Origin of the sequence: Siminovitchia sp. FSL H7-0308 (assembly GCF_037980985.1) — a bacterium.
GTDB classification, from domain to species: domain Bacteria; phylum Bacillota; class Bacilli; order Bacillales; family Bacillaceae_C; genus Siminovitchia; species Siminovitchia thermophila.
Genome location: NZ_CP150282.1, coordinates 3,890,665 through 3,915,320 on the forward strand (window position 1 = coordinate 3,890,665; position 24,656 = coordinate 3,915,320).

Below are 24,656 nucleotides of genomic sequence, written 5' to 3' on the forward strand. Positions count from 1 at the left end.
CGTTTTCCCCTCCTTTACCAGGAGATCTCTTGAATATATTCCTCTAATTTTCCATCTACTTGTAAAAGAGGGTGTTTCCAGATCCGGCAACGGTCAATTTTATCTTTATACATTTCCAAAACCTTTTCTAATTCTGTCACATCTATGGAAATTTCATGAATAGAAGAAGGCCTGCTACTGTCATCTCTCCATGTTTCTTTGTCTGGAACCAATTTGATCATTTCTTCTAAGTAGCCAATACGGAAAAAAGGGTCATTATACTCAATATGAACGAGAAATAGAGGCTCCTGCTGCCCTCTTCCCCTAGCATGACGATGCTGGGTTCCTTGCCATAGTCCTCTAAGCAACAGCTCCTGGTCGTCAATTGTCATTTTCGTATGCTCAGCACTTTTGGCATTTATAACACCTGTCATGGAAAAAACAGCAAATGGAACGGTGTAGCTTGTCCATATGGTCCCTTGGGTTTTCCCTTCTCCAGTGTCTGTACTTGGCATTGTAACTGTTCCTTGAACATATTGCGTGTCAACGGGATGCATGGAATGAGCCCATGAGAATTGCACAGGTCCCGTTAAATGAAATTTTGGTTTTTCGGAATAAACGATCCCAAACGTACGGACATCAAAAGCATGATCAACTAATACGGACTCCATATCCTCCTTTGCTTCATTTTCCTTTCCGACATTTTCAGCAATTTTTAAAGCGAGGGATTTTCTGCCTAATAATTTCCCTTTATCATTAATAATTGGTTGAACAAAAATATGATTTTTTCCTCCGCCATCTGGATACAAAGCAATAACAAAGTCACGGACGTCGCGCTTTATACTCACATCGGATAGAGAAATCCGACCGTCTTCTTCCGGAAAAATTCTTCTCGCATCGCTATCATTGAGAGGGTCTCTATTTGGAATCCCGTCCTTGACTGATTTGACAAACAGTAATTCACTATTGGAAATCGACATCATTTTTTTCCTCCTTCTTTGGAAACATTAAATAGCCAGACCAAAACATGGTCATAAACTCATCTTTTTCTTTTGTTAGAAGATTATTTTTCTCCAAGCGAATCATGGCAGGCAAAATAATAGCAAGCGCTTTACTATAATTTTCCGAAATTCCAAGATCTCTTCTCTTTCTTAGTCCTTCCATTTCAATCAGCCCATTTTTCCAAACCATCTCGGGTGTCAATTTGCTTCCAAAACGCATCACGCGGGTATCCAGATACCCTTTTCCTAGTTTTCTGAAATAAGAACGCTCAAACTGTTGAACTAAACAGCCTGCGATAAATCCAACTTTTTCAGTTGAATTAACATCGTCTTCAGTCAAAATTCCATTTTTATATCGATCAATCATTTCTTTCCATTCTCTCACATCGGTTTCCCCCTTTCCTTCATGTAAAATTTGAGAAGAATACATGCGATAAAATGCTAAAAACAAGTGATAGAACAGAAGCTCAAAACGGATGTTCCAAAAATCTCTTTTGTTTGCAAGCTCTGTCATTCGCCTAGTTGCTTGTTTTGTTACTCTTTCAATACCAATCGGCCTACCGTGCAACACCTTTTCCATGCTCGTCCACAAATAGCCCGGCCCATATGCGTTACTTAACAAAGTGGGAAGATGTTTAACTTTAAAATGAGTGTAAGCTGTTTGCTCTTCCGGAATATGTAATAAATCAGCAATATATTTCAACTGACGCCTTTCGATATCTTGGATAATTTTCTGTACCTTTTGGGCAATACTTGGGACTACATCTTCAATCTGCGCGCGGAGATGGATATCGCCCCGATTCAATATGCCCGAATAGTAGATGATGGTGATTCGATAATCATCACTTACATTGCGCATTATTTTACTCTGCAAACCGCTAATAATTTCTAGTTGCAGATCATTTGGATGAGCATCTTTACTTTCATATCTCGTCTTGAGGTTTTGGAATTTCGTATATAATTCCGTGGGATCCACATTTGTTAAAGGCAAAAAGTAAGGGATGCCAAAAATAGTTTCAAAACTTGTTGGGCGCATATTTTGTTTGGCCTCTACACTGAAAGTCGGGGCAAACATTTCTTTCAACACACCAGCACGTATGGGTGTTTGAACTTGCTTTAAAAATTGGGCTCCATAGAAGTAGGCTTCGTACTCTTTTCGATTTAAACGTATCCCCTTCGTCCATTCTTTTTTCTCCCAATAAATGGACCTAGGTGCTTCCCATGTAGGGCTTAGCCATAGCCAGGATTTATTATAAGCGGAAACAACTTCTTCAGAAGACATGTTTGAAATCGTGGATATCGCATTTTTTTTCGAACCCAATTCTTTTGCTTCTTGGAAACGAGCTTCTATAATATTAGCAGTCAATTTTTGCGGATTCATAAAATAATGATCGGCCGACCTATCATGTACCTTTATCTCCAAATAACCTTGCTTTTGTTCTGTTTCAAAAAATTCCAGTGAACAATCCAATATAAAAAGCACACCAAGCTGCTTTTCTTCTCTTACAAATTTTGTCGCTTCTTCAACTAAGCAATCAGCAATGATCTTTGACTTCTTTGCCAATTCCTCTTGGTCCGTGTCAAAATAAGGAACTGTTTTAACTAATCTATCATGGACAAGCTTAAAGGTTTTTTTGTCATCGGATATTTGCTTAATATGCTTGTCGTACAAAGGATAACATGGAATTGGGTAGATCCCTTGGGCATTTAACGGGTTTCCACCTGACGGTATCGTTATCGGCATGGCAATAGCTGCATCTAGTTGAACCGGTCCGTTTTCTTCATCTTGAAAAGTCCGATAATATAAATTAGCCTCCTGCCCATCCAACACAACAACAAACACATTTCCATAAAAATTTTTAGCCTCTTCTTTCCCGACATCTGACAGCAGTTGAATTCTTTCTTGTATAGACATATTACTGTCAATCAATGGCTTTCCAATCCGGATAATATCGGACAGCAACACATCTAACCCCTCCCCTCTATATCATTACTGAAATGGTGAGATGAATCCAAATCCACTTGAATTCCGGCTGCCAAGACCGGCATTTAAAAGGAAAGACAAATATTCAGGCTTCGCTTTTATTTCATAAATCCCAGTCCACCCGGTAATCCAAATGTTTTTATACTTAGTCACTACCTTATCTCTATTGGTGACGCGTACCGGACGAATGGACAACAGCTCCTTCTCATGTTCAAGTGATTCGTTCGTAAAAGCTTCATACTTTCGTGCAAAGTTCTCCTGAATCAAATGCTCGAATACTGGATCATGTGGTGAAAAATAATGAGTAATTTTTGAACCATCCCTTTTTTCATAAGTAGAATAAACAGTTATTGGTGAATTTGCTTTTACTTGCAAAGAATTCGTTGTCACACTGTTTTGGCTGAATTGGATCGAATCTATTGTTAGTTTTTCACCGTTTAAAAGTAAATTTTCTGTCGTTAGTATTTGATTAGTCGTTTTTTCTATTAATTCTGGTAAAATAGAACTAATAGATATAGATATTCGGTCATGAAACGTGATTTTTTTAGTACTATTATCATAGACAGTCTTTTTAGCTTTTATTTTTGAAAAACAAAATAGTTTATACGTACGGTTATTGTAATGGTACCCTTGATCATGGAGATATGAAGCTTCTTGTTGAGGGAAAATCGAATAGACGAGCGCCTGAAGCAAATGTTGGTAATTTACCGGTAGCACGAGAGGTTGGTCAAGTTGGAATTTAATATGTATAGCAGGAATGCGAAATCCTCCTTTTCTTTTTGACTCAAAAAAAGTATAACAAATGAAAAAATAGGAATCAAGGGTAAATTTATCCTCGATTCCTTATTTGTTCCTTATAGGTAAGATAAGCGTCCTTTACTTTTTGACTCTTTCAAACTTCTAACGAAGTAAGGTCGCTTTCATAGGGAAAGATTCAAACAAGTAGTAATAGATATAGAAATAATCACCAGGCTAAACCAAAGTTTCATTCCTCATAGGTAAGATACAAACGATGGAAGGACTTATATATTAGAAGTAGATGGTTAATTTCAATTCCTCATAGGTAAGATACAAACTTTTGCTTTCCCCAGACAAAAATACAGATACTCTTAAGTTTCAATTCCTCATAGGTAAGATACAAACAACTAATCGAGCATTATTTAAAATCAAAAAAACACGTTTCAATTCCTCATAGGTAAGATACAAACGAGTTAGAGACTCAAAAAGAAAAGTTGACCAGAACCAGTTTCAATTCCTTATAGGTAAGATGTTAACGACAGGGGAGCAGAATACACATCAACCACAACAGGGGTTTCAATTCCTCATAGGTAAGATACAAACGACATAGAGATTTTGCGGCTTGCTTTGAGAGAGTTGTTTCAATTCCTCATAGGTAAGATACAAACAGGTCATGGTCGGGACCAGTATGGTCAGTTCTTCCCAGTTTCAATTCCTCATAGGTAAGATACAAACATCCAATACCAGCCACTATCCAACCGATAGGGCCTGTGTTTCAATTCCTCATAGGTAAGATACAAACCTTCTTCTGGTACATCGTTTTCTAACAATGTCGCAGTTTCAATTCCTCATAGGTAAGATACAAACAATGTCCAGTGTTTGATTATAAAGCTGTTTTGGCCAAGTTTCAATTCCTCATAGGTAAGATACAAACGAAGTGCGATCTACTGAATACAAGGGTGAAGAAACTCGTTTCAATTCCTCATAGGTAAGATACAAACGTCATCTGTGCCATTTGTGCCATTTGTTTCAACTGAGTTTCAATTCCTCATAGGTAAGATACAAACTCTTTTTTTCATCATCCGGAACTAGTTTATTTCCCAGTTTCAATTCCTCATAGGTAAGATACAAACTTTGAAGATGGTTGGTATTGGGTTTGTGGATGTAAGTTTCAATTCCTCATAGGTAAGATACAAACGGCGGGGGACCACGGGGTTGCGGTGTTTCCTAGCTCGTTTCAATTCCTCATAGGTAAGATACAAACTCACCCCTCCGCACTATTTGATTTAAAATGAAAATTAGTTTCAATTCCTCATAGGTAAGATACAAACAATGCGTTTTTCCAGTTCGTTTTGCGTGAGAGTGCGGTTTCAATTCCTCATAGGTAAGATACAAACTACAGTAGCTATTTCACCAGCTTTTACTGCTTTTGGTTTCAATTCCTCATAGGTAAGATACAAACAAAGTCCGCGAAGTCTGCGGGTAGTCCTTTATCAGTGTTTCAATTCCTCATAGGTAAGATACAAACGGCTTTTGTCCAGCGCGCAACAGGATCATTTGTAGAGGTTTCAATTCCTCATAGGTAAGATACAAACGTACCTGCTTCCGCACCTTTAAATCCGCGGTTTGCCAGGTTTCAATTCCTCATAGGTAAGATACAAACAGTTACTGGCGCAAGCGAGAACTCGACCATATTCGGTTTCAATTCCTCATAGGTAAGATACAAACAGTCCTACAGGTCGAGACAATCTGCGTCGTTTATATCGGTTTCAATTCCTCATAGGTAAGATACAAACAAGTAGAAGAATTGGCCCAAGGATTACGTTTTTAAGTTTCAATTCCTCATAGGTAAGATACAAACATTGTACCGTCCGTGCCGTCCTACATTGTCGATAGTGGTTTCAATTCCTCATAGGTAAGATACAAACTCCAACGCCGTTCCAAGTTGTCATTCGAATAGTTGTCGTTTCAATTCCTCATAGGTAAGATACAAACACGGCACAAGCCGGTATAACAAATGATTGCCCTTCGGTTTCAATTCCTCATAGGTAAGATACAAACAGTCCTACAGGTCGAGACAATCTGCGTCGTTTATATCGGTTTCAATTCCTCATAGGTAAGATACAAACAAGTAGAAGAATTGGCCCAAGGATTACGTTTTTAAGTTTCAATTCCTCATAGGTAAGATACAAACTCCAACGCCGTTCCAAGTTGTCATTCGAATAGTTGTCGTTTCAATTCCTCATAGGTAAGATACAAACCGGTACCGGGGATTTGGCATCATCTTTGAGGATGTCAAGTTTCAATTCCTCATAGGTAAGATACAAACAAAAATGCGGCGCTAAAACTAGATCAGGCAAACCATGGTTTCAATTCCTCATAGGTAAGATACAAACGTGTATTCCGCCTTTGTTATTACCCCGAGAAATCTGGTTTCAATTCCTCATAGGTAAGATACAAACTGACGTGACAACTGATTATCTTTTGGGAAGAACCGAGTTTCAATTCCTCATAGGTAAGATACAAACTTGGTGCAGGTTTGGCCGCAGGTTTGGCTTGTCCTTGTTTCAATTCCTCATAGGTAAGATACAAACTTAATTTCGATGATATGCGGTTTTGTGGCTAGTTGTTGTTTCAATTCCTCATAGGTAAGATACAAACAAAAAAGTTTTTTACGGGGAAATGGTCCAATTTTCGAGTTTCAATTCCTCATAGGTAAGATACAAACGCAGGAACTGGTAATGCAATGCCTATTGGACTACGTTTCAATTCCTCATAGGTAAGATACAAACGAAATTCAGTTTGCTTGGGACAGACAAGCCACTTTTCTGTTTCAATTCCTCATAGGTAAGATACAAACCAAAGGCCGCGAGGAGTGGATCAGCAACGCAAGTGGGTTTCAATTCCTCATAGGTAAGATACAAACGAGTTTGCTGCCAGAAAAATAGATAAGCATGAGTAGTTTCAATTCCTCATAGGTAAGATACAAACGATGAAGTGCATGAAAGAAGTTTAGAAATGGCATAGTTTCAATTCCTCATAGGTAAGATACAAACGAAAGACAACTCCTGCCGAAAAGACAGATGTAGATAAGTTTCAATTCCTCATAGGTAAGATACAAACATGTTTCGCTCAAATCGGGCACGTTTATATCCGGAGTTTCAATTCCTCATAGGTAAGATACAAACTCGGCGTCGACCTTACGTGGCTACAGGCGATAGTCAGTTTCAATTCCTCATAGGTAAGATACAAACCGGAAACGTACCGGGTTATCTGGCGCTGTCCTGATGGGTTTCAATTCCTCATAGGTAAGATACAAACGCTATTCCTTTGTCAACGTTATAGATGATTCTATCCAGTTTCAATTCCTCATAGGTAAGATACAAACTGCTGGGGATGGCCGATTATTGGCGCGGGCAGTTCGGGTTTCAATTCCTCATAGGTAAGATACAAACGGGAAATCGCACGGGAAGGCGCTAAAAAATTCGGAGGGTTTCAATTCCTCATAGGTAAGATACAAACTTGGCGCGGGCAGTTCGGATATATGCCGGAAGGCGGTGTTTCAATTCCTCATAGGTAAGATACAAACCACAATACGGCCTACTGTCTCTCCATCCATTTCGACGATGTTTCAATTCCTCATAGGTAAGATACAAACCCTTACGGATGCCACTACTGTTTATGTCCTCGCCATGTTTCAATTCCTCATAGGTAAGATACAAACTAAAAAAGTTTTTTACGGGGAAATGGTCCAATTTTTGAGTTTCAATTCCTCATAGGTAAGATACAAACGAAGCTAATACTCCCCCATAATTAACCCAACCATTTAAGTTTCAATTCCTCATAGGTAAGATACAAACGTTGTCACACTTCACCACCTACCTAAATCTATTTTCATGTTTCAATTCCTCATAGGTAAGATACAAACGTTCCCTTGGATTCTTTCCTTGTATGACGCCCTTGTTGTTTCAATTCCTCATAGGTAAGATACAAACATTATCATTAATATTATTTCTAGTTTCCCTATCCCAGTTTCAATTCCTCATAGGTAAGATACAAACGAGTTAGTGTGACCGGTGAAATCATCGACGATGGAATGTTTCAATTCCTCATAGGTAAGATACAAACGCATCGGGTTGGATGCCGAAGTCCGCATTGTTGACAAGTTTCAATTCCTCATAGGTAAGATACAAACCATGATGTTTTTATCTTCACCGATTTGTTGGCGAAGTTTCAATTCCTCATAGGTAAGATACAAACCCAAAATACATGAGTCTTATCATATTTACCATATAACACATATTTCATAAAAATGGAAGGTTTTTTTCCAAATTGGCTCAAAATACTGGTGTTTTCTAGCTTTTGTACTGTTTTGATTTGTCGTCGATCTCCTGGGGTTGATGTCATGAGATGGATCGACGACAAATATTACAGGATAAAATCATGTTTCCTTTTTATAAAAAAGGCACATTGACTTTTTATCATTTTCCTCAGTCACTGCATTGTCATACGAGTCCTCTTTTTCACTCAATGACTTTTGATCTCAATCAGGCGTAAACCTCTGAACAGCGCTCCCAACAATTTAAGGTTTATTATGTTGTCCACTCCATCAAATATTCTTTCTCCCCAGTGAGTTCATCTAATTGTTCCTCACGAATTTCAAAACCATTTTTGAGATAAAAACGAATTGCTTGCTCGTTTTTCTGATACACTTTTAATTGAATACGATTTCGGTTTTCCTTTACAAACTGCAGTAGTTTTTTTCCGTAGCCTTTGCCTTGGCAATCGGCCTTCACAAATAACGCCGCTACATCATTTTCGACCATAGAAATAAAACCTGTTATCTGTTTCCCTACTGAAATAACATATGTGTCCGCCATTGGCAGATATGTTTCCCTCATTGCTTTTCGTTGTGATTTCCAATACGCTTGTTCGATAAATTCATGTGCATCTATTGATGCTTCATACCATATATCAACTAATCTATCCAATTCATTCAGTTTAATTTTTCTTATTTTCAATATAAAACCCCTTTTCCTTAAAACGCTATGAGCTCAATGTTATTTTTAAGTATTTTTATTTTGTCAACCATGACTTATAGTTCACTAAAGAAATGAACAGTGACACCTTTTTGGGTTGGATGATAGGAGAATAAAAAATTCCATACAGATCAAGCATGAGTTTAAAAATAAGTTAATAGATGAAGTTCTTAAAGCTTTTAGCATCGAGCATTCCCTGAGTCCAAAAGGAACTCCAACGGTTTCAATAGATTCAAGGGGTGATTTTCATCAGCTTACCTAAATCTTTAATCTTTATACGGATCGAACTCGTTCGCACCTGCCATACATACCCCTATAGGTCTGAGTTCATGTAGTATTTCGATCGTTTCACTATGGGCGTTCAAAACAGTACGAAGCTTTTTGTATACAAATGGGCTTTCATCTGTACCAGCTCCCCGCAACTCCACTCCATAAGCTTCGATTGCTTCTTTCATTTGCTGAGGTGTAATTTTTCCTCCTCTGCGCCTTCGGGTTTTCCAATTCATTTTACCTGCCGCTTCCGTTCTGCTCATGATTCGACCGGCTCCATGAACCGTGCTATAATAGGCGTCTTTATTCTCTTGGCTATCTTTTCCTTTTACAATAACTGAAATATCGGCCATGCTGCCACCAATAAAGCCCAGTTGGCCGGGTGCCGAAGGTGTTGCTCCTTTTCTCACTACTATATATTCACGACCATTATGAACTTCCTTCCAGGCGAAATTATGGTGATTGTGTACTTCAAATGTAGATACGGCTCCCAAAATATTTAAAACTTGTGTCATAACATAATCACGTCCGGCATAAGCATACCTTCCCGCTAATGTCATAGCCCTGAAATACATATCTCCGAGCTCATTATTTAAGTCGATCAATGTTGGTGGTTGGTCCATGCTTTCTCCCGGGGCTTTGTCTGAAAATTTTCTACCGCTCGCCAAGTTTAAAAATCCACTCGCCGTTTTATGGCCGAAACCCCGACTGCCAAAATGGTTGGCAACCCAAATGTCACCGGTCTTTTCCTCTACAAATATATCTACAAAATGATTACCGCTGCCTACAGTACCCAATTGTTTTCTTGCCAACGCCTTTAGGGTGTCATGTTCATGTATTCCGATTTGCTTGTAGACGTCCCAATCCGGATCGTCAAATAACTCGTGGTCTACTCTTTCGTTATTATTGCGCCCTAAACCAAACGATATGTTTTTTACAATTTCATCCATAATGCCGGAAATATTATGTTGAACATCTTCATATTTTAAGTTCGTTCTGACCGCTTTATTCCCGCAGGCAATATCATAGCCGACTCCAGAAGGTGAAACTTGTCCATCATACACAACTACTCCGCCGACTGGCTGCGAGTATCCTTTGTGATGATCGGCCATTAACAACGTTTGCACCACATTTCCATGCTTAGAGCAAGTTATGGCTTGTGATACCGCACTTTCTAGAGGTTCTCCCCATACTCTTACATTATCTATTACTTGATACATTTTTTACTCCTTTTTGATCAATATTTTACGAATAAGTTTTTTGCCAGTGCTGCCAAACATCTGAAGCTCTCTTATTAGTTTAATATCGAACAACATCTTTTTAAAGATATGTAAGAGAGATTTGCTCATTTTTGAAATATCTACACTATTATCATACACCATCAACGTCCCTCAGTTTCAACATGTCTAGGGCAAGATGACTCTCCTCCTGCCCTATTTCGTGATAAAAACGAACCCTACGGCTTCCAATGCAAAAAAATAGCAGGAGAGAAGTCTCCCCTGTACATCTATCTATTATTCTTTTCTACAAAATCAAATAGGCTATCGGCGTTACGATTAAGATTGTAAGAATAACCCGCTCAATCCAAATAATGATCAGTTGCGGGATCGTAATCGGAATTTCGGTTGCGACGATACAGGGAACGACAGCGGAAAAGAAGATAATTCCGGAAACGGATACAACTGCAATGACGAATTTCACGATGAGCGCCGCCTCGGTGACAAACAGTCCGGGCAGGAACATTTCCGCGATGCCTAAAGAAGCGGCTTTTGCCACAAACAACGGATCAGGTAATTGTACGATAAAAGTAAATGGGTAGAAGATATAGCCGAGCCAATCAAAGACAGGAGTATATTCGGCCAAAACGAGGCCAAGCAGTCCAATCGAAAGAATCGAAGGCAGGATAGCCATGGCCATTAGTAAGCCGTCTTTCAAATTCATCCATACGTTGTCCAGTAATTTTGGCGCCTCTTGGACTGTGTTTTTTGCTTCTTTCCAGGCTGCGGCAAAACGACTTTCTTGAATTTCCACTTCGGGCTGTGGAGTCGCACCCTCATGATATTCGTTTGCCATTTTTGAAAGCGGCCAGATTCTTACCGTAATTGCGGTAACTACAAATGTCACGATGAGCGTGATCCAGAAATACGTATTCCATATGTCCATTAAGTCGAGTGTTTTTGCAACAATAACCATAAATGTGGCTGAAACAGTTGAAAAACCTGTGGCAATAATAGACGCTTCTTTCGCGGTATATTTTCCTTCTTTATAGATTCGATTTGTAATTAAGAGACCTAGAGAGTAGCTCCCAACGAAAGACGCCACGGCGTCGATGGCAGAGCGTCCGGGTGTTTTCCAAACGGGTCGCATGATTGGCCGCATGATCACTCCAATGTATTCAAGTAGGCCGTACCCGACGAGCAAAGCCAAAAAGACGGCTCCGATCGGAACAAGCAGTCCTACAGGAATGACCAATTTCTCAAACAGGAATGGTCCCATGTCCGGATGGAACAGCCAAGTTGGTCCGAATTGAAATACAAGCATGAGACCAACGAACAACCCTATTAGTTTGAAAATTGAGAAAAAAATATCTACGCTTGATTTTTTCCATGTTCCCGAAATAAAGGGATACATGGCTCCTGCAGCAATCACCATCAATCCATAGTACGGTGTAAACGTCCCTAGGTTTGTTTGAATAAAAGAGACAATATGATCCAACATGATTGAGTTTCGTTCACCTATCGTAACAGGAATGAAAAACATAAAGACGCCGATAAAACTATAAACAAAAAATTTCCACATTTGTGTATTTGAGTCCGGTTTTATAGCTGTCTCTTCCTTTCTTCTTGCTGCATCCATGTTGATTTCCTCCTATTTGTTTTATGCTCGCACCAAATTCATCTTGACCGCCGGCCCAGCCGGCGGCACAACACTTGTGGTCTTATGTCTTCCTCGCCCCCAGCACTCTCCCTGTTACAAACTGAAGCCAGGCGTAAACACCCGTTTTCACGGTTTCAGCCACGGGAGAGTCTTTTGTCGGATCGAGGCAGACAAAATCGATATAGTGAACTTCCTTCCACTTGCCGATTTCAATGAGCGAGTCAAATAGTTCAATGGTCGTCATACCACCCGGGGTGGATGCGGGAACTCCAGGGGCTTGGGTGATATCCAATACATCCATATCCACCGTGACGTAAATACGGTCCACTTTTTCAGCCAGGCGGCGCAGCGCTTCACCAACAGCGCTGGTAACGCCTTGTTCCCTCGCTTGTTTCAAAGTCACCATGTTGATCCCATGTTCTTTGGCATAGTCGATTAAAGGACGTGCGTTAAAATAGCCATGGAGGCCAATATTGTAGATATTCTCTCCTTTGACTGCACCGTCATCCACGAGTTGCCGAATCGGGGTTCCGTTTGCCGGGCCCAATTCCGCCGGGTCACGGACATCCAAATGGGTATCGAGTTGAAGAATGCCGATTGTTTCATCAGGAAATGTTTCTTTTATTCCACGAACGGCACAGGCGGTTGTGGAATGATCCCCGCCGATCATGGAAAGGGTCGAATCGGGATAATGTCGTGAAAGATATGCCGCAGCCGTTTCAATCCGTTTGTGCGATGTTACAATATCGGTTGTGTGCATGGCGACATCCCCGGCGTCCGCCACATGAAACCCTGATAAATCGACGTTTTCATCTAAATTGTATGTGGCAAAGCTTTTCCACATTTTGCGAAATTCCAGCGGATATAAAGACGCTCCCGAAACGCTGATCGAGGAGCGTGAAATGGGCGCTCCAAACAGGATCAGGCCGGGTGTCTCCCCTTCTTTAAGGGAGCGCACCCATTGGTGAACAAAATCAAGTTCGCCATCAGCCGGATTCCAAAACCATTCGGGTTTTCTCAGCCAGTTATCTTCCATTTGCTACACCACCTGAATTCCTTTTTTCCAGACTGATTTGACGTGATTTACTCCGAATAAGTATTGCAGTTTCTGATAGTTTTCAATATCCCACATGACAACATCCGCCTGCTTGCATTGTTCCAGCGAGCCGACTTTGTCTTGGCGGTTGATGGCGCAGGCAGCGTTATACGTGGCGGCCGTCAATGCTTCTGCTGGTGTCATGCGCATTAAGATGCATGCCAAGTTCATGACGAGCGGCATTGATGTGGTCGGGGATGAACCGGGATTGCAATCGGTGGAGATGGCTACGGGGACGCCAGCGTCCACCATTTTTCGGCCGGCTGCCGCCTGTTCCCTTAAGTAAAGCGCCGTAGCGGGCAGCAGACAGGCGATAACACCAGCGTCGGCCATGGCCCTGATTCCCTGATCAGACGCTTTGAGCAAATGTTCCGCTGAAATGGCGCCAACTTTGGCAGCCAACTCTGCTCCGCCGTACGGTTCGATTTCATCGGCATGGATTTTTGGAATGAGGCCATAGTCTTTTCCCGCTTCCAGTATCCGTTCGGACTGCTCCGGAGTAAACACGCCTTTTTCACAAAAAACATCATTAAATTCAGCAAGCTTTTCCTCCGCTACTACTGGAAGCATTTCTTTGATCAAATGATCCACAAATTCATCTTCCCGTTCTTTATACTCGGGTGGAACAGCATGGGCGCCCATAAAAGTCGGAACGATATCAATCGCATGGGCTTCCTGTAGCTTTTGCATGACCCGAAGCTGCTTTAACTCAGTCTCTATATTCATTCCGTAGCCGCTTTTCCCTTCTACGGTGGTGACTCCATGAGTCAAAAATGAATCCAGGCGCCGCATCGTTTGTTCCATCAATTCTTCTTCCGTCGCTTCCCGGGTCATCCGCGTTGTCGCGTGGATGCCGCCGCCCGCGTTCATGATCTCCATATATGTCGCGCCTTCCAACCTCATCTCAAACTCACGTTCACGGCTACCGCCATACACAACATGTGTGTGCGGGTCGACAAGGCCGGGGGTGACAAGACAACCGGAAGCATCGACGACTTCCGCTTCATTTTCCCGCTCCCCATATTGTTCTTCCAGTTTTGCCGTCGTTCCAACCGCCTTAATCACGCCATCTTCAAGCCACAAGCTTCCGTCTTCAATGAGACCGAGCTCCGACATTTCCTCTTTTACCCTTGGTCCTTTTCCATTCAAAGCAAGTGTCGCCAGTTGTGAAGCATGTTTGATCCAAATAGGTTTTGTCACTCTACCGTCCCCCCAAAAGCGATTTTTTCAAGTTTTGTTCGCAAGCATCGGTATTTGAACGCCTTTTTCACGCGCTGTTTTTTCCGCTAATTCGTATCCGGCATCTGCATGTCTTACGACGCCCATGCCAGGATCAGTCGTCAATACTCGCTCCAAACGGGATTCAGCTTCTTTCGTTCCATCCGCAACGATGACCATTCCGGCATGCAGGGAATAGCCCATGCCGACTCCTCCGCCATGGTGAACCGAAACCCATGTGGCTCCTCCGACCGCATTGATAAGCGCGTTTAATATCGGCCAGTCTGCCACAACATCTGAACCATCTTTCATTGCCTCAGTCTCCCTGTTTGGCGAAGCGACAGAGCCGGAATCCAAATGGTCACGGCCAATAACGATCGGCGCTTTCAACTTTCCGCTTGCCACCATGTCATTTATGATTTTTCCGAAGCGGGCGCGCTCTCCATATCCAAGCCAGCAAATACGTGAAGGTAGTCCCTGGAATTGGATTTTCTCCCGGGCCATGCGAATCCAGTTGCATAAATGTTTGTTATAGCTAAATTCACGTAAAATGACTTCATCCGTCTGATAAATATCTTCCGGGTCACCGGATAATGCCGCCCAGCGGAAAGGCCCCTTTCCTTCGCAAAATTGTGGCCGGATATAAGCAGGGACGAAGCCAGGGAAGTCGAAGGCGTTTTCGACCCCTTCGTCTTTTGCAACTTGGCGGATGTTGTTGCCATAATCAAAGGTGACCGCGCCTTTATTCATCATCTCAAGCATTGCTCTCACGTGCGCCGCCATCGCTGCTTTTGAGCGTTTTACATAATCTTCGGGATTCGTTATCCGAAGCTTAGCCGCCTCTTCCAGTGACATGCCCGAAGGAATATATCCATTTAGCGGATCATGGGCAGATGTTTGATCCGTCAACACGTCCGGAATAAAACCGCGCTCAATCATTTCAGGCAGCAACTCCGATGCGTTACCTAATAACCCAATCGAAAGAGCCCTTCCTTCTTGTTTCGCTTCTATGGCAAGCCTGATCGTTTCGTCTAAAGAAGTCGCCTTTACATCTGTGTAACGGGTTTCAATTCTCCGGTCAATCCGTTTTTCATCGACTTCAATTGCAATGCAAACTCCGCCATTCATCGTGACTGCAAGCGGCTGGGCACCTCCCATACCACCTAGTCCCGCCGTTACCGTAATCGTGCCTTTTAATGAACAGTTAAAATGCTTTTTGGCAAGTTCTGCAAAGGTTTCGTACGTTCCTTGAACGATTCCCTGGGAACCAATGTAAATCCAGCTTCCAGCCGTCATTTGACCATACATCATCAGCCCTTTTTGATCGAGCTCATGGAATGTTTCCCAGTTGGCATAAGCTGGAACGATGTTGGAGTTGGCAATTAGGACACGCGGCGCATTTTCATGGGTACGAAAAATGGCGACCGGTTTTCCTGATTGAACGAGTAATGTTTCATCGTTTTCCAATTTTTTTAATGATTTTACGAGTGCGTCAAAACAATCCCAGCTGCGAGCAGCCTTTCCGATTCCCCCATACACGACGAGTTCATCGGGATTTTCCGCCACATCCGGATCCAAATTGTTCATAAGCATACGAAGTGCCGCCTCTTGGAGCCACCCTTTCGTATGAAGCTCTGTTCCCCGATATCGGATAACACGCTCGTTTGTAATCGGTTTCAAAATAGTCAACCTCCTTTTCTATCATTATTGTAATTGTATACTGATGTCTTTCTCTTTATAAATTAATAGTATTATTATAAAATATTTCACTTTTATTCTATTATGAGCACTTATTTTTAAATGGTTTCAAAACAAAGACATAATCTGTCAACTTAAATGACCCAGGCCCATCCGATATTCTGTCGGTGTCTTCTTTTCCATTTGCTTAAATTTCGCATTAAAATAGGTCCGGTACTGATAACCTACCAAACGGGCAATTTCATCAAGCGGTAAATTTGTCTCTTTTAAAAGTCGCTTCGCTTCGCCCATTTTGATTTCATGTAATGTTTCGCGGAATGTTTTTCCCGACTCCGCCGCAAACCTCCGGCTTAATGTACTTTTATGAATCTGGAGTGTATTGGCACAGTCCTCCAAATTCCACTGCGGGTTCCAATAATTAGACTCCATCAAGCTTTTTACTCGGTCAACGAGCGTCTTAAAATCAGCATCAATACGCCCGTCCTGTTCCGTCAGCAAACGAATCGTAAATGATAAAAGATCTTGAACAATCCGATAAACAACCGGTTCCTGAATAATTTGCCGAAATACATCGTGGTAATCCCTTTCCCAATTGGGGTGCTGCAGTTGCTGTGATTTCATATAGCGGCGAATTTGTGCCAATACGCTTGTAATCCGGATTCTAACCATTTCGGGAGACGGATAGGGTTTTTTGTAATCGAGAAACGCATGCTCCATCCATTCGCGGATCGCTTGGATGTCCCTCCTTTCAAGCATTTCTATCCATTCCCGCTGTTCCAGAGGCGTTAAAAAAGGGTCCATTGATGACCAGTGGATTTGTTCTGCCTTGGCTAAAATAATGTCATACCCTTCAAAAAAGATCATTTCGGTTAACTGTTTTGTACGTTCATACATTTCTTTTATCGATAACCCTTGCCAATGGGTATTCATGATCATGGCAAGCGGTTCATCTTGTTCCTCTTTCCATTGATCGAAAAACGCATAGTATTCCTCTTGATAACGGTTCTCTGCAGGTACTTCATCCACACATAAAACCAACTGTGAAAAGGCAAAAATGAGCTTTGATTTTGGAAAAGGAAATTCCTGCAACTTTTCATAAACGACAGGAAGCTTGTTTGGATCCTTCGTTAACAACGCTGTCATGGAATGTGGTTTCCTTATTTTTGGCCCTCCAAGGAAGATACCCGAATAATCTATGACTAATTTCTCTGGTGTTTCCCCCGGATTTATTGTTGCCTTTCGCTTATCATTCCTAATTTGAAATCGTTGCCGTTGGATGCATTTCATTAGTTCATCCGGAGCAATTGGCCTGAACAGTACATCCTGCGCCCGGAAACGCAGTCCCCTGTATGCCGTTTGAAAAATGCGTTCAGAAGAAATCCCGAGCCACCGTACCGACCGTAGCCAGCTACTGGAAGAATCGTCGTCGGGCTCCCATTTATCCATGTCAATAATGTAAAGCTCCGGCTGTTCCTTTGCGAACGCTTCCAACATGTTTTCAACACGATCAAAAGGAACAAGCTTAACGCCTGTTACATGAGATTCAACAAGCCACCTTATTCCTTTTGCTTCCAGCTCATCAGTTGTAAAAAGATGAATGATCATAAGTACCACCACCTTTCTTTATTATAACGAGATTCAAACGTAGGAATAAATCATCTTCCGTTACAAATGATAAAAATATATTCATCGTGAAGAACGTGCTTTCAAAATGGAGGGATGGCCATGAGTTCAGTTATCCAGCAAGGCGGTTCAACAACAGGTAAAATACCGCGCGAAAAAGGGTTGGATCAAACCCTTGCTTTGCTGCGGGAAGGATATGACTTTATTTCAAATAGATGCGAGCTGTTTCAGTCCGATATTTTCGAGACGCGTTTAATGGGCGAGAAAGTGATATGCATGAGTGGAGAAGAAGCGGCGAGAATATTTTACAATCCTAGGCTATTTCAGAGAAAGGGAGCTGCTCCAAAGAGAGTACAAAAAACGCTGTTTGGAGAAAGTGCAATCCAAACGAAGGACGGCGCTGCCCATGAGCATAGAAAGCAGTTGTTTATGTCGTTGATGGTCCCGGAACGAATCAGTATGTTAAAGGACTTGACTCAACAATATTTTGCAATTGCCGGTTCTGAGTGGGAAGGAAAAAAAAAAGTCATTCTCTTTGACGAAATGCAGAAAATATTATGCAAAGCGGCTTGCAAGTGGGCAGGTGTCCCGTTGAACGAAGCGGAAGTGGGGAAAAGAGCGGATGATTTCGGTAAGATGGTTGATGCTTTTGGTGCCGTGGGCCCGCGGCATTGGCAGGGACGCCGGGCGCGGAACAGAGCCGAAAAATGGATCAGAAAAGTGATTGAGTACTTTCGTTCTGGCAAAATTCAAGCTCCCGAAGGCACGGCACTGCATGCCATGGCCACTTACCGGGATACGGAAGGAAAGCCGCTCAGTGTGCAGATGGCGGCTGTGGAACTGATAAACATATTAAGACCCATTGTAGCAATCGCGACGTATTTCACTTTTTGCGCCTTGGCACTTTACGAATTTCCCAAAACACGGGAGCAAATTGTGGCTGGAAATGAAGAGGATTTGTACATGTTTGTCCAGGAAGTACGCCGCTATTACCCATTTGGCCCGTTTCTGGGAGCAAGGGTTCGCAGTGGTTTTCAATGGAATGGTGCGCCCTTTAAAAAGGGGCAACTCGTCCTGCTTGATGTGTATGGAACAAACCATGACCCAAGGCTTTGGGATGATCCATTTTTATTTTGGCCTGAACGGTTTCGCAATTGGAAAGGCGGCCTGTTTGATTTGATTCCCCAAGGAGGGGGCGATTTCCATACCGGACACAGGTGTGCCGGAGAGCTTGTCACCATTGAAGTATTGAAGACGGGTTTGTCCTTTTTAACGAAGCAACTGGAATATAATGTACCAGATACACAAAATGTATCTGTCAGCTTAACAAGGATGCCGACTTTGCCGGAAAGCCGTTTTATAATTGATCAAGTCAAATTAACGCCTTAAATGTATACGGACCCAACCTATGGCGCAAATAACCGACATTTCACAAGCCTTCCTATCCGGATTTTTATATATGACATAGACTTCGCGGCTCTGTCTTTGATAAGCCCCTTGCATCATTGCTCGTATTCTTTCATGTATGATGTAGCCCATCCAGTCACAGCTTTGAACAGCGCCAGCTCATGTCACAGTATAAAAACGAAATGTCCATGCGCAATCGACATTTAAGCGAGTTCTCGAAACATTTACCCAAAGTATACAACCGGAGCGATATGGACAAAAAAGGAATAAAAACACTGGAAGGTAATTCTCATTATGTCCTCATTCTTCAAACGACTAAAGAAAAAACAAAACAGCATACACCGTGAGGCAGTCAAAGAGAAGAAAGCCATCTCCACATCATTGTCAGCCAACCTGGAACTGGTTAAACAAAGAACAGGAAACAGTTATGATATTTCGATACGGACTTTGAAAATAGGTGAAGGATCTCCCAAATGTCTGGCGATTATCTTTATTGAAGGACTTGTTGATACAAAGGCAATCAATGAGAAGATTGTTGAATCAATCATGAGAAAGTCCTTTCCTGAACATGATTCTTCCCAGCATTTAATTCAATCGCTGACAGATGAAGGGATAGCAATCGGAAGCATTAAAACGGTGAACACGCAAGAAGAACTTTTCCTTGCTTTAATGGATGGCAACACAATCATTCTTCTTGATGGAACAGATCAGGCTATCATTGCCAATACAGCAGGCGGAGAAACACGGTCGATTCAGGAGCCGGAAAGTCAAGTCTCCGTTCGCGGGCCGAGGGATGGTTTTACTGAGTCGATCCAAACGAATATCTCCCTTGTCAGACGCCGGATCAGAAACCCGGATTTATGGGTTGAATCAATGAAAATAGGCAAAAAGACAAAAACAAACGTAGCAATCATGTATTTAAATGGCAATGCCAATGAGAAAATCGTTGCTGAAGTCCGTCAGCGATTAAAAAAAATTGATATAGAAAGCATACTTGAATCCGGATATATTGAACAATTGATTGAAGACCAAGCATTTACTACCTTTCCAACCCTGTATCATACGGAAAGGCCTGATGCAGTCGCAGGTAATATTCTGGAAGGAAGAATTGCCATCTTTGTGGATGGTACACCCTATGTTCTTTTGGCTCCCGCCGTCTTTATCCAGTTTTTTCAATCGGTTGAAGATTATTACGCACGCTTTGATATTATAACAGCTCTCCGCTTTTTGAGGATATTGACTTTTTTTATATCCATTATTGCGCCTTCAGTATATATTGCAAGCACTACTTTTCACCAGGAAATGATACCGACACAGCTTGTGATTATTATTGCGGCACAGCGGGAAAACGTTCCTTTTCCGGCATTCGTCGAAGCGCTCATCATGGAAATTACATTTGAAATTTTACGAGAAGCAGGAATTCGGATGCCCAGAGCGGTAGGATCTGCCATTTCAATTGTCGGAGCGCTTGTGATAGGACAGGCAGCTGTTCAGGCAGGCATTGTTTCCCCGGCGATGGTCATTATTGTATCTATTACTGCGATCGCCAATTTTGCAACCCCATCGTTTACCATGGCGATTTCAGCAAGATTAATTCGGTTCTTATTTATGTTCTCTGCCGCCGTATTCGGACTATACGGAGTGATCTTAGGCGTGATTTTGCTTGCGGTACATTTATGCGCTTTAAGATCGTTTGGAGTTCCTTATATGACACCCCTGGCTCCAATATCTCCTGACAATGTTGGAGGCGATACACTCGTTCGCGCACCACTATGGAAAACAAGAGAAAAGGCAAACTTGATTATGAAGCAAGGTGAAAATGTATATTCAGAAGACATGGACAAGCCAAAGCCTCCCCTCGGCCGGGGAATCATCACACGGAAAAAGAAAAAAGGTGACACAGATGAAAACTAGAGGGATGATTTGCCTGTATCTTGTGATCTATGTGCTTCTTTCAGGTTGTTGGAACCAAAGGGAATTGACAGACATGGCCATTGTTTCCGCAATTGGTATTGATATAAACGAAAACGGTTTATATGTCGGGACATTTCAGATCGTGAATCCCACCGGTGTACCAGGAACACTTCAAGGAGGAGCCACAAAAGGCTCCTCTGTTGTAACGTATACTGCAACGGGAAAAAATATGGTGGAATTGAGCAGGCGTGTGTCAAACAAAGTTTCCAGAGTCATCTTTTACTCCCATGCCAACTTGGTGGTGATAGGGGAAAAGCTGGCTAGGGAAAAGGACATTTCCAATATATTGGAAGCATTGGATAGGGATATTGAATTTCGCAAAACATCAAAGGTTGTCATTGCCCACCGTTCAACAGCAGCAGAACTATTAAAAGTAACCACTCCTCTTGATAAAGTGCCGGCAAATAAACTGACTAAGACACTGGAATTTTCGGGAGAAAATTGGGGCGACACTTTTTCGTTGAATGTCCAGGAATTAATTGAATCCTTGACGACTGAAGGAAAAGAACCAGTTATACCGGGTTTTAAAATCACAGGGAATATAGAAGCAGGAAAAAAGGATGAGAATATCCAAATGATTGATCCCGATACAGTTCTCAAGGCTGTGGGAGTAGCTGTTTTTAAAGGTGGAAGACTGGTGAGTTGGCAATATGATCAGGAAGCAAGAGGCCTCGTATGGATCTTGGATAAAATCAAGCAAACGAATATCTCTGTTGATTGGGAAAACGAAAAGAACGCGATTGCCTATCAACTACTTAGGGCAAACACAAAAGTGAATGCTGAGATGGAGAATGGAAAGCCTGTGATATCCATTAAAATTAGCGCACAGGGAGACGTAGGAGAAGTCACTGTTCCCATTAACATAAAAGATCTGCATGTACGGACAGAAATAGAAAACAAGGTAGAAAAGGACATTAAGAATCTGATACAGCACTCCATTAAGCGCATACAGTCGGAACAAACAGACGTTTTTGGCTTCGGGGAAAAAATCTACCGATCATATCCAAAAAAATGGAAGAAACTTGAACATGACTGGAATGACAAACATTTCCCGACTTTAAAGGTAAACGTAAAAGTGGATGCATCGATCATTAGATCTGGTTTAAGGAATAATCCTTTTATATTGCAAATGAAAAGCAATGAGGAATAATGTCTATCGAAATGATTCCAGTTTAATTTCTGCCGCCTATCCTTTCCTGTTTTTAAAAATTGCGATCACAAGCAGTATAAAAGGAATGATCACCTGAAAAGGAAGATGCAGATAAACCGGGATCATTTCCAACCCTTCTTCAAAATGCTCGGACATGTTACTTGCAATCACAATTGAAAATATCAAAACAACGTACCCGATGGGAAAAGCAAGACGGGAAGGCTCTTTTAGATGAAACAAGTCGGCTGTACCAATCACGACTACATAAAAGAAAATACTTATTTTGAAAAATCCAAGAATAATCATGGCCAGCATAAAAAAAATATCCAGGCGCTCCAAAAATTGCGCCAATTCAATGGCTTGAACCGTAACGAGCAGAGGGAATTGAGTCCGCGAAATATACGCTGCCCCCAGCACACTTATATTGACGACTGTACTTATCGCCAGATTAATCCCGCTTAATCCGATGGCGAATATAGCCGTCGCTTTTAACTTACTCGGATGTTTCAAATAAGGAAAGATCATACAAAAAGCGACCATTTCACCAAAAGGAAAATAGATATTTTGGGTCATGGCCATTTTTACAACGGGGATGATGCCATGCTCAAGAACCGGCCTTAATTTATCGAAATTGATCAGTCCTGATAAAACGATTAAAATAAAGCCGATAATAGCCAGTAAATAAATAAAAATGAAAAATATTTCTCCTGTTCTCGCCAACACTTCGATTCCTTTTTTGATCGTATAAATAACAACTAACAATAATAATGCTTGATTGACCGCAATAGGTGTGTTGGAATAGCCCAAGATGGCAAGCATTTCACCGAAATCCCTAAGTACCCTTGCCTCTTTCTCCAGTTACTCGCGAATTTGAAAAATTATATCCACTTTTGAGCTATTACAATCCGCTTTCGTTTCAGTGAGAAGAATCCATATTGCCGTTCATTCAAATGCCGAACGTTTGATGATCACTTTTTTCAATGCAAGTCCTACAGCGATCCCCGGGATAACGCCCAACATGGGCAACCAAAGGGGGCCCAGCAAGACGCCAAACAATTTTATCTTTGCTGAAAAAACAATACCCAAAGTGACAAAGTAGGCGGTGATCGCAAAAGGAAGAAAGGAATAAGGTTCTTTTCCTCCCCCGGCATCTTTGTAAGCGTCCCACATCGCAAAAAAATATATACAAGGATAAAACATGAGCCACTGAAAATTTGCTTCACTGACCGCTTTATGAATATCACCATGGAAACTGGAAATAATGACCACATTAAAATTGGCCATGATGTTCACTAAAAGCTCCAGCAAAAGCAGTACAATTCCTTTTACATATTTGCCGTTTAAAAATTGTCCGAAACCGGGGAAGGCAATGCTCCAAAATAACGCTTCTTTCGCTCTCACAACTTTTAACCTTTCGACAACTCTTTTCGATCTGGAGCGGAAGGCGGCTTTTCAAACCATCCATTGTCAATCATGATCTGTGTCCCATCCATCACATATTCTCCGACTTCAACCATTAAACGGCTATAGGCAGTCGCTATATCTTTCCGGGGGCTTCCTGCCAAGCTTTGCCCATAAAAGCTCATTCCGTGATTGTTTAACGCATTTGTATGAAACATCAGCAGTTTGTCAGAAAATACGTGGTCTGTAGACTCAGTCACATTTAATCCCAGTGAAACAGGTGTTAATATGTTGCTTTCGGATAAAAACTTACCAAAAACAGCACTATGGTGCTTGGCGATTTCAGATCCTCTAGTCATGAATTTGCGCACTTCTTTCGTCTGGGCAATTTGTGCAAAACCTGTCAATAGAGCCCCTCCAAGGGTATTACGGAACAAATTCAAATATAAAAAAGAAATCTCTGTACTTGTTAAAGGTCTTTGGTCTCCCATCCAGCCAGCCAAAAAATGCCGTTTTTCAACGAATTCAGTTAATGTTGGATACGGAATAAAGGGCGAACGAATGAACACGCCTTTTTCCTGCAGTACATTTGCTGAACGATTAAACAAATCAGCAGAAGAATTCAGACTAGAGGTAAAATGCTGGCGTATATCCTGCCGCGCTGATTGTGCGACTGCAAGACTGTATGAACCCATTCCCATTATGCCCAAGTTGGTGACATATTGAAGGATCATGACATCATTATAAATACGCGGAGCCTTCACATTGACGTCATGCTCTGTAAATCCTACCGGAATGTGGATTCCTTCTGCTTTATAAAAAGCTCTGGCGGTCTCAACCCGCTTTTCAGATAACTCCAAGGCGTATGCAACACAAACTCTTACATCTGGATCTTCTATATGCTCCAAAAAATAAGAAGTAACACAAACCACTAACGTATCTTTCAAGTACGACATAAAAAAAACAGACAACTCACTAGCTGTTAATTGAATGTGATCATGACTCGTCATTAGAATTTAACCTCCATTTTCATCTGACAAAGGATAGTATTTCCTATATGAAAAATCTTATGTCTATAAAGATGGAGCGATCTTTCACTTCTTGACAAATGAAAGCGATTATTCTGACGTTGAAGGTTAAACAGCATTCACTGTGATGGAAATGATGATCTTCCAAAAGAATTGGCAGCACTAATTACCGC

16 protein-coding genes and 1 CRISPR repeat array are annotated in these 24,656 nt (G+C 41.7%); of the genes, 3 read left to right on the forward strand and 13 right to left on the reverse strand.

Translation table 11 applies throughout. The features are described from left to right. Positions 1 to 14: 14 nt before the first annotated feature. The 10 genes from MHB50_RS18185 to MHB50_RS18230 form a co-directional block, all read right to left on the reverse strand. Positions 15 to 962, reverse strand: coding sequence for a type I CRISPR-associated protein Cas7 (locus MHB50_RS18185; protein WP_340084432.1), 948 nt, complete (start codon positions 960 to 962; stop codon positions 15 to 17). Then, positions 943 to 2,946 carry a hypothetical protein gene (locus MHB50_RS18190; RefSeq protein ID WP_340084433.1) on the reverse strand — a complete coding sequence of 668 codons (2,004 nt, stop codon included), beginning with the start codon at positions 2,944 to 2,946 and terminating at the stop codon, positions 943 to 945. Before MHB50_RS18190 ends, MHB50_RS18185 begins: the two co-directional genes overlap by 20 nt. 24 nt (positions 2,947 to 2,970) lie before the next feature. Then, positions 2,971 to 3,681, reverse strand: coding sequence for a CRISPR-associated endoribonuclease Cas6 (gene cas6, locus MHB50_RS18195; protein ID WP_340084434.1), 711 nt, complete (start codon positions 3,679 to 3,681; stop codon positions 2,971 to 2,973). 265 nt (positions 3,682 to 3,946) lie between these two features. Further along, a CRISPR array of direct repeats spans positions 3,947 to 7,962; the repeat unit is 29 nt; unit sequence TTTCAATTCCTCATAGGTAAGATACAAAC. Between the two features lie 332 nt (positions 7,963 to 8,294). After that, entirely contained in the window at positions 8,295 to 8,723 is a 429-nt protein-coding gene (locus tag MHB50_RS18200; RefSeq protein ID WP_339165131.1) for an N-acetyltransferase, read from the reverse strand. Between the two features lie 284 nt (positions 8,724 to 9,007). Next, a complete protein-coding gene (locus MHB50_RS18205; protein WP_340084435.1) occupies positions 9,008 to 10,231 on the reverse strand; it encodes an RtcB family protein in 1,224 nt (407 codons plus the stop codon). A gap of 304 nt (positions 10,232 to 10,535) precedes the next feature. Then, positions 10,536 to 11,867, reverse strand: coding sequence for a YjiH family protein (locus MHB50_RS18210; protein ID WP_340084437.1), 1,332 nt, complete (start codon positions 11,865 to 11,867; stop codon positions 10,536 to 10,538). Between the two features lie 82 nt (positions 11,868 to 11,949). After that, a complete protein-coding gene (locus MHB50_RS18215) occupies positions 11,950 to 12,924 on the reverse strand; it encodes an agmatinase family protein (protein ID WP_340084438.1) in 975 nt (324 codons plus the stop codon). Between the two features lie 3 nt (positions 12,925 to 12,927). Then, on the reverse strand, positions 12,928 to 14,184 hold the full coding sequence (hutI, locus tag MHB50_RS18220) for an imidazolonepropionase (RefSeq protein WP_340084439.1): 1,257 nt from the start codon (positions 14,182 to 14,184) through the stop codon (positions 12,928 to 12,930). 27 nt (positions 14,185 to 14,211) lie between these two features. Further along, a complete protein-coding gene (gene hutU / locus MHB50_RS18225; protein ID WP_340084441.1) occupies positions 14,212 to 15,882 on the reverse strand; it encodes a urocanate hydratase in 1,671 nt (556 codons plus the stop codon). A 147-nt stretch (positions 15,883 to 16,029) separates the two neighbouring features. Continuing rightward, entirely contained in the window at positions 16,030 to 17,505 is a 1,476-nt protein-coding gene (locus tag MHB50_RS18230) for an AraC family transcriptional regulator (RefSeq protein WP_340084442.1), read from the reverse strand. 120 nt (positions 17,506 to 17,625) lie between these two features. Between MHB50_RS18230 and MHB50_RS18235 the strand changes: the two genes are divergently transcribed. The 3 genes from MHB50_RS18235 (at position 17,626) to MHB50_RS18245 (ending at position 22,054) form a co-directional block, all read left to right on the forward strand. Then, positions 17,626 to 18,912 carry a cytochrome P450 gene (locus tag MHB50_RS18235; RefSeq protein WP_340084443.1) on the forward strand — a complete coding sequence of 429 codons (1,287 nt, stop codon included), beginning with the start codon at positions 17,626 to 17,628 and terminating at the stop codon, positions 18,910 to 18,912. 312 nt (positions 18,913 to 19,224) lie between these two features. Then, the gene (locus MHB50_RS18240) at positions 19,225 to 20,844 is read left to right on the forward strand and encodes a spore germination protein (protein ID WP_340084445.1); all 1,620 of its coding nucleotides are present in this window, start codon (positions 19,225 to 19,227) and stop codon (positions 20,842 to 20,844) included. Continuing rightward, complete coding sequence (locus tag MHB50_RS18245; protein WP_340084447.1) at positions 20,834 to 22,054, forward strand: Ger(x)C family spore germination protein; 1,221 nt, start codon at positions 20,834 to 20,836, stop codon at positions 22,052 to 22,054. Before MHB50_RS18240 ends, MHB50_RS18245 begins: the two co-directional genes overlap by 11 nt. Positions 22,055 to 22,090: 36 nt before the next feature. On the opposite strand, the gene MHB50_RS18250 is transcribed toward MHB50_RS18245, so the two are convergent. From MHB50_RS18250 to MHB50_RS18260, 3 genes are all read right to left on the reverse strand, one after another. Then, positions 22,091 to 22,873, reverse strand: a complete 783-nt coding sequence (locus tag MHB50_RS18250; RefSeq protein ID WP_340084448.1) for an endospore germination permease — start codon at positions 22,871 to 22,873, stop codon at positions 22,091 to 22,093. A gap of 123 nt (positions 22,874 to 22,996) precedes the next feature. After that, entirely contained in the window at positions 22,997 to 23,455 is a 459-nt protein-coding gene (locus MHB50_RS18255; protein ID WP_340084449.1) for a hypothetical protein, read from the reverse strand. Between the two features lie 5 nt (positions 23,456 to 23,460). Further along, complete coding sequence (locus MHB50_RS18260; protein WP_339165155.1) at positions 23,461 to 24,465, reverse strand: DUF3231 family protein; 1,005 nt, start codon at positions 24,463 to 24,465, stop codon at positions 23,461 to 23,463. Positions 24,466 to 24,656 lie beyond the last annotated feature (191 nt).

Coding starts and splice junctions, on each gene's coding strand:
- MHB50_RS18235 (WP_340084443.1), top strand. CDS start 17,626: ATGAGTTCAGTTATCCAGCAAGGCGGTTCAACAACAGGTAAAATACCG.
- MHB50_RS18205 (WP_340084435.1), bottom strand. CDS start 10,231: ATGTATCAAGTAATAGATAATGTAAGAGTATGGGGAGAACCTCTAGAA.
- MHB50_RS18185 (WP_340084432.1), bottom strand. CDS start 962: ATGATGTCGATTTCCAATAGTGAATTACTGTTTGTCAAATCAGTCAAG.
- MHB50_RS18230 (WP_340084442.1), bottom strand. CDS start 17,505: ATGATCATTCATCTTTTTACAACTGATGAGCTGGAAGCAAAAGGAATA.
- MHB50_RS18260 (WP_339165155.1), bottom strand. CDS start 24,465: ATGACGAGTCATGATCACATTCAATTAACAGCTAGTGAGTTGTCTGTT.
- MHB50_RS18245 (WP_340084447.1), top strand. CDS start 20,834: ATGAAAACTAGAGGGATGATTTGCCTGTATCTTGTGATCTATGTGCTT.
- MHB50_RS18210 (WP_340084437.1), bottom strand. CDS start 11,867: ATGGATGCAGCAAGAAGAAAGGAAGAGACAGCTATAAAACCGGACTCA.
- MHB50_RS18240 (WP_340084445.1), top strand. CDS start 19,225: ATGTCCTCATTCTTCAAACGACTAAAGAAAAAACAAAACAGCATACAC.
- MHB50_RS18250 (WP_340084448.1), bottom strand. CDS start 22,873: ATGCTTGCCATCTTGGGCTATTCCAACACACCTATTGCGGTCAATCAA.
- MHB50_RS18215 (WP_340084438.1), bottom strand. CDS start 12,924: ATGGAAGATAACTGGCTGAGAAAACCCGAATGGTTTTGGAATCCGGCT.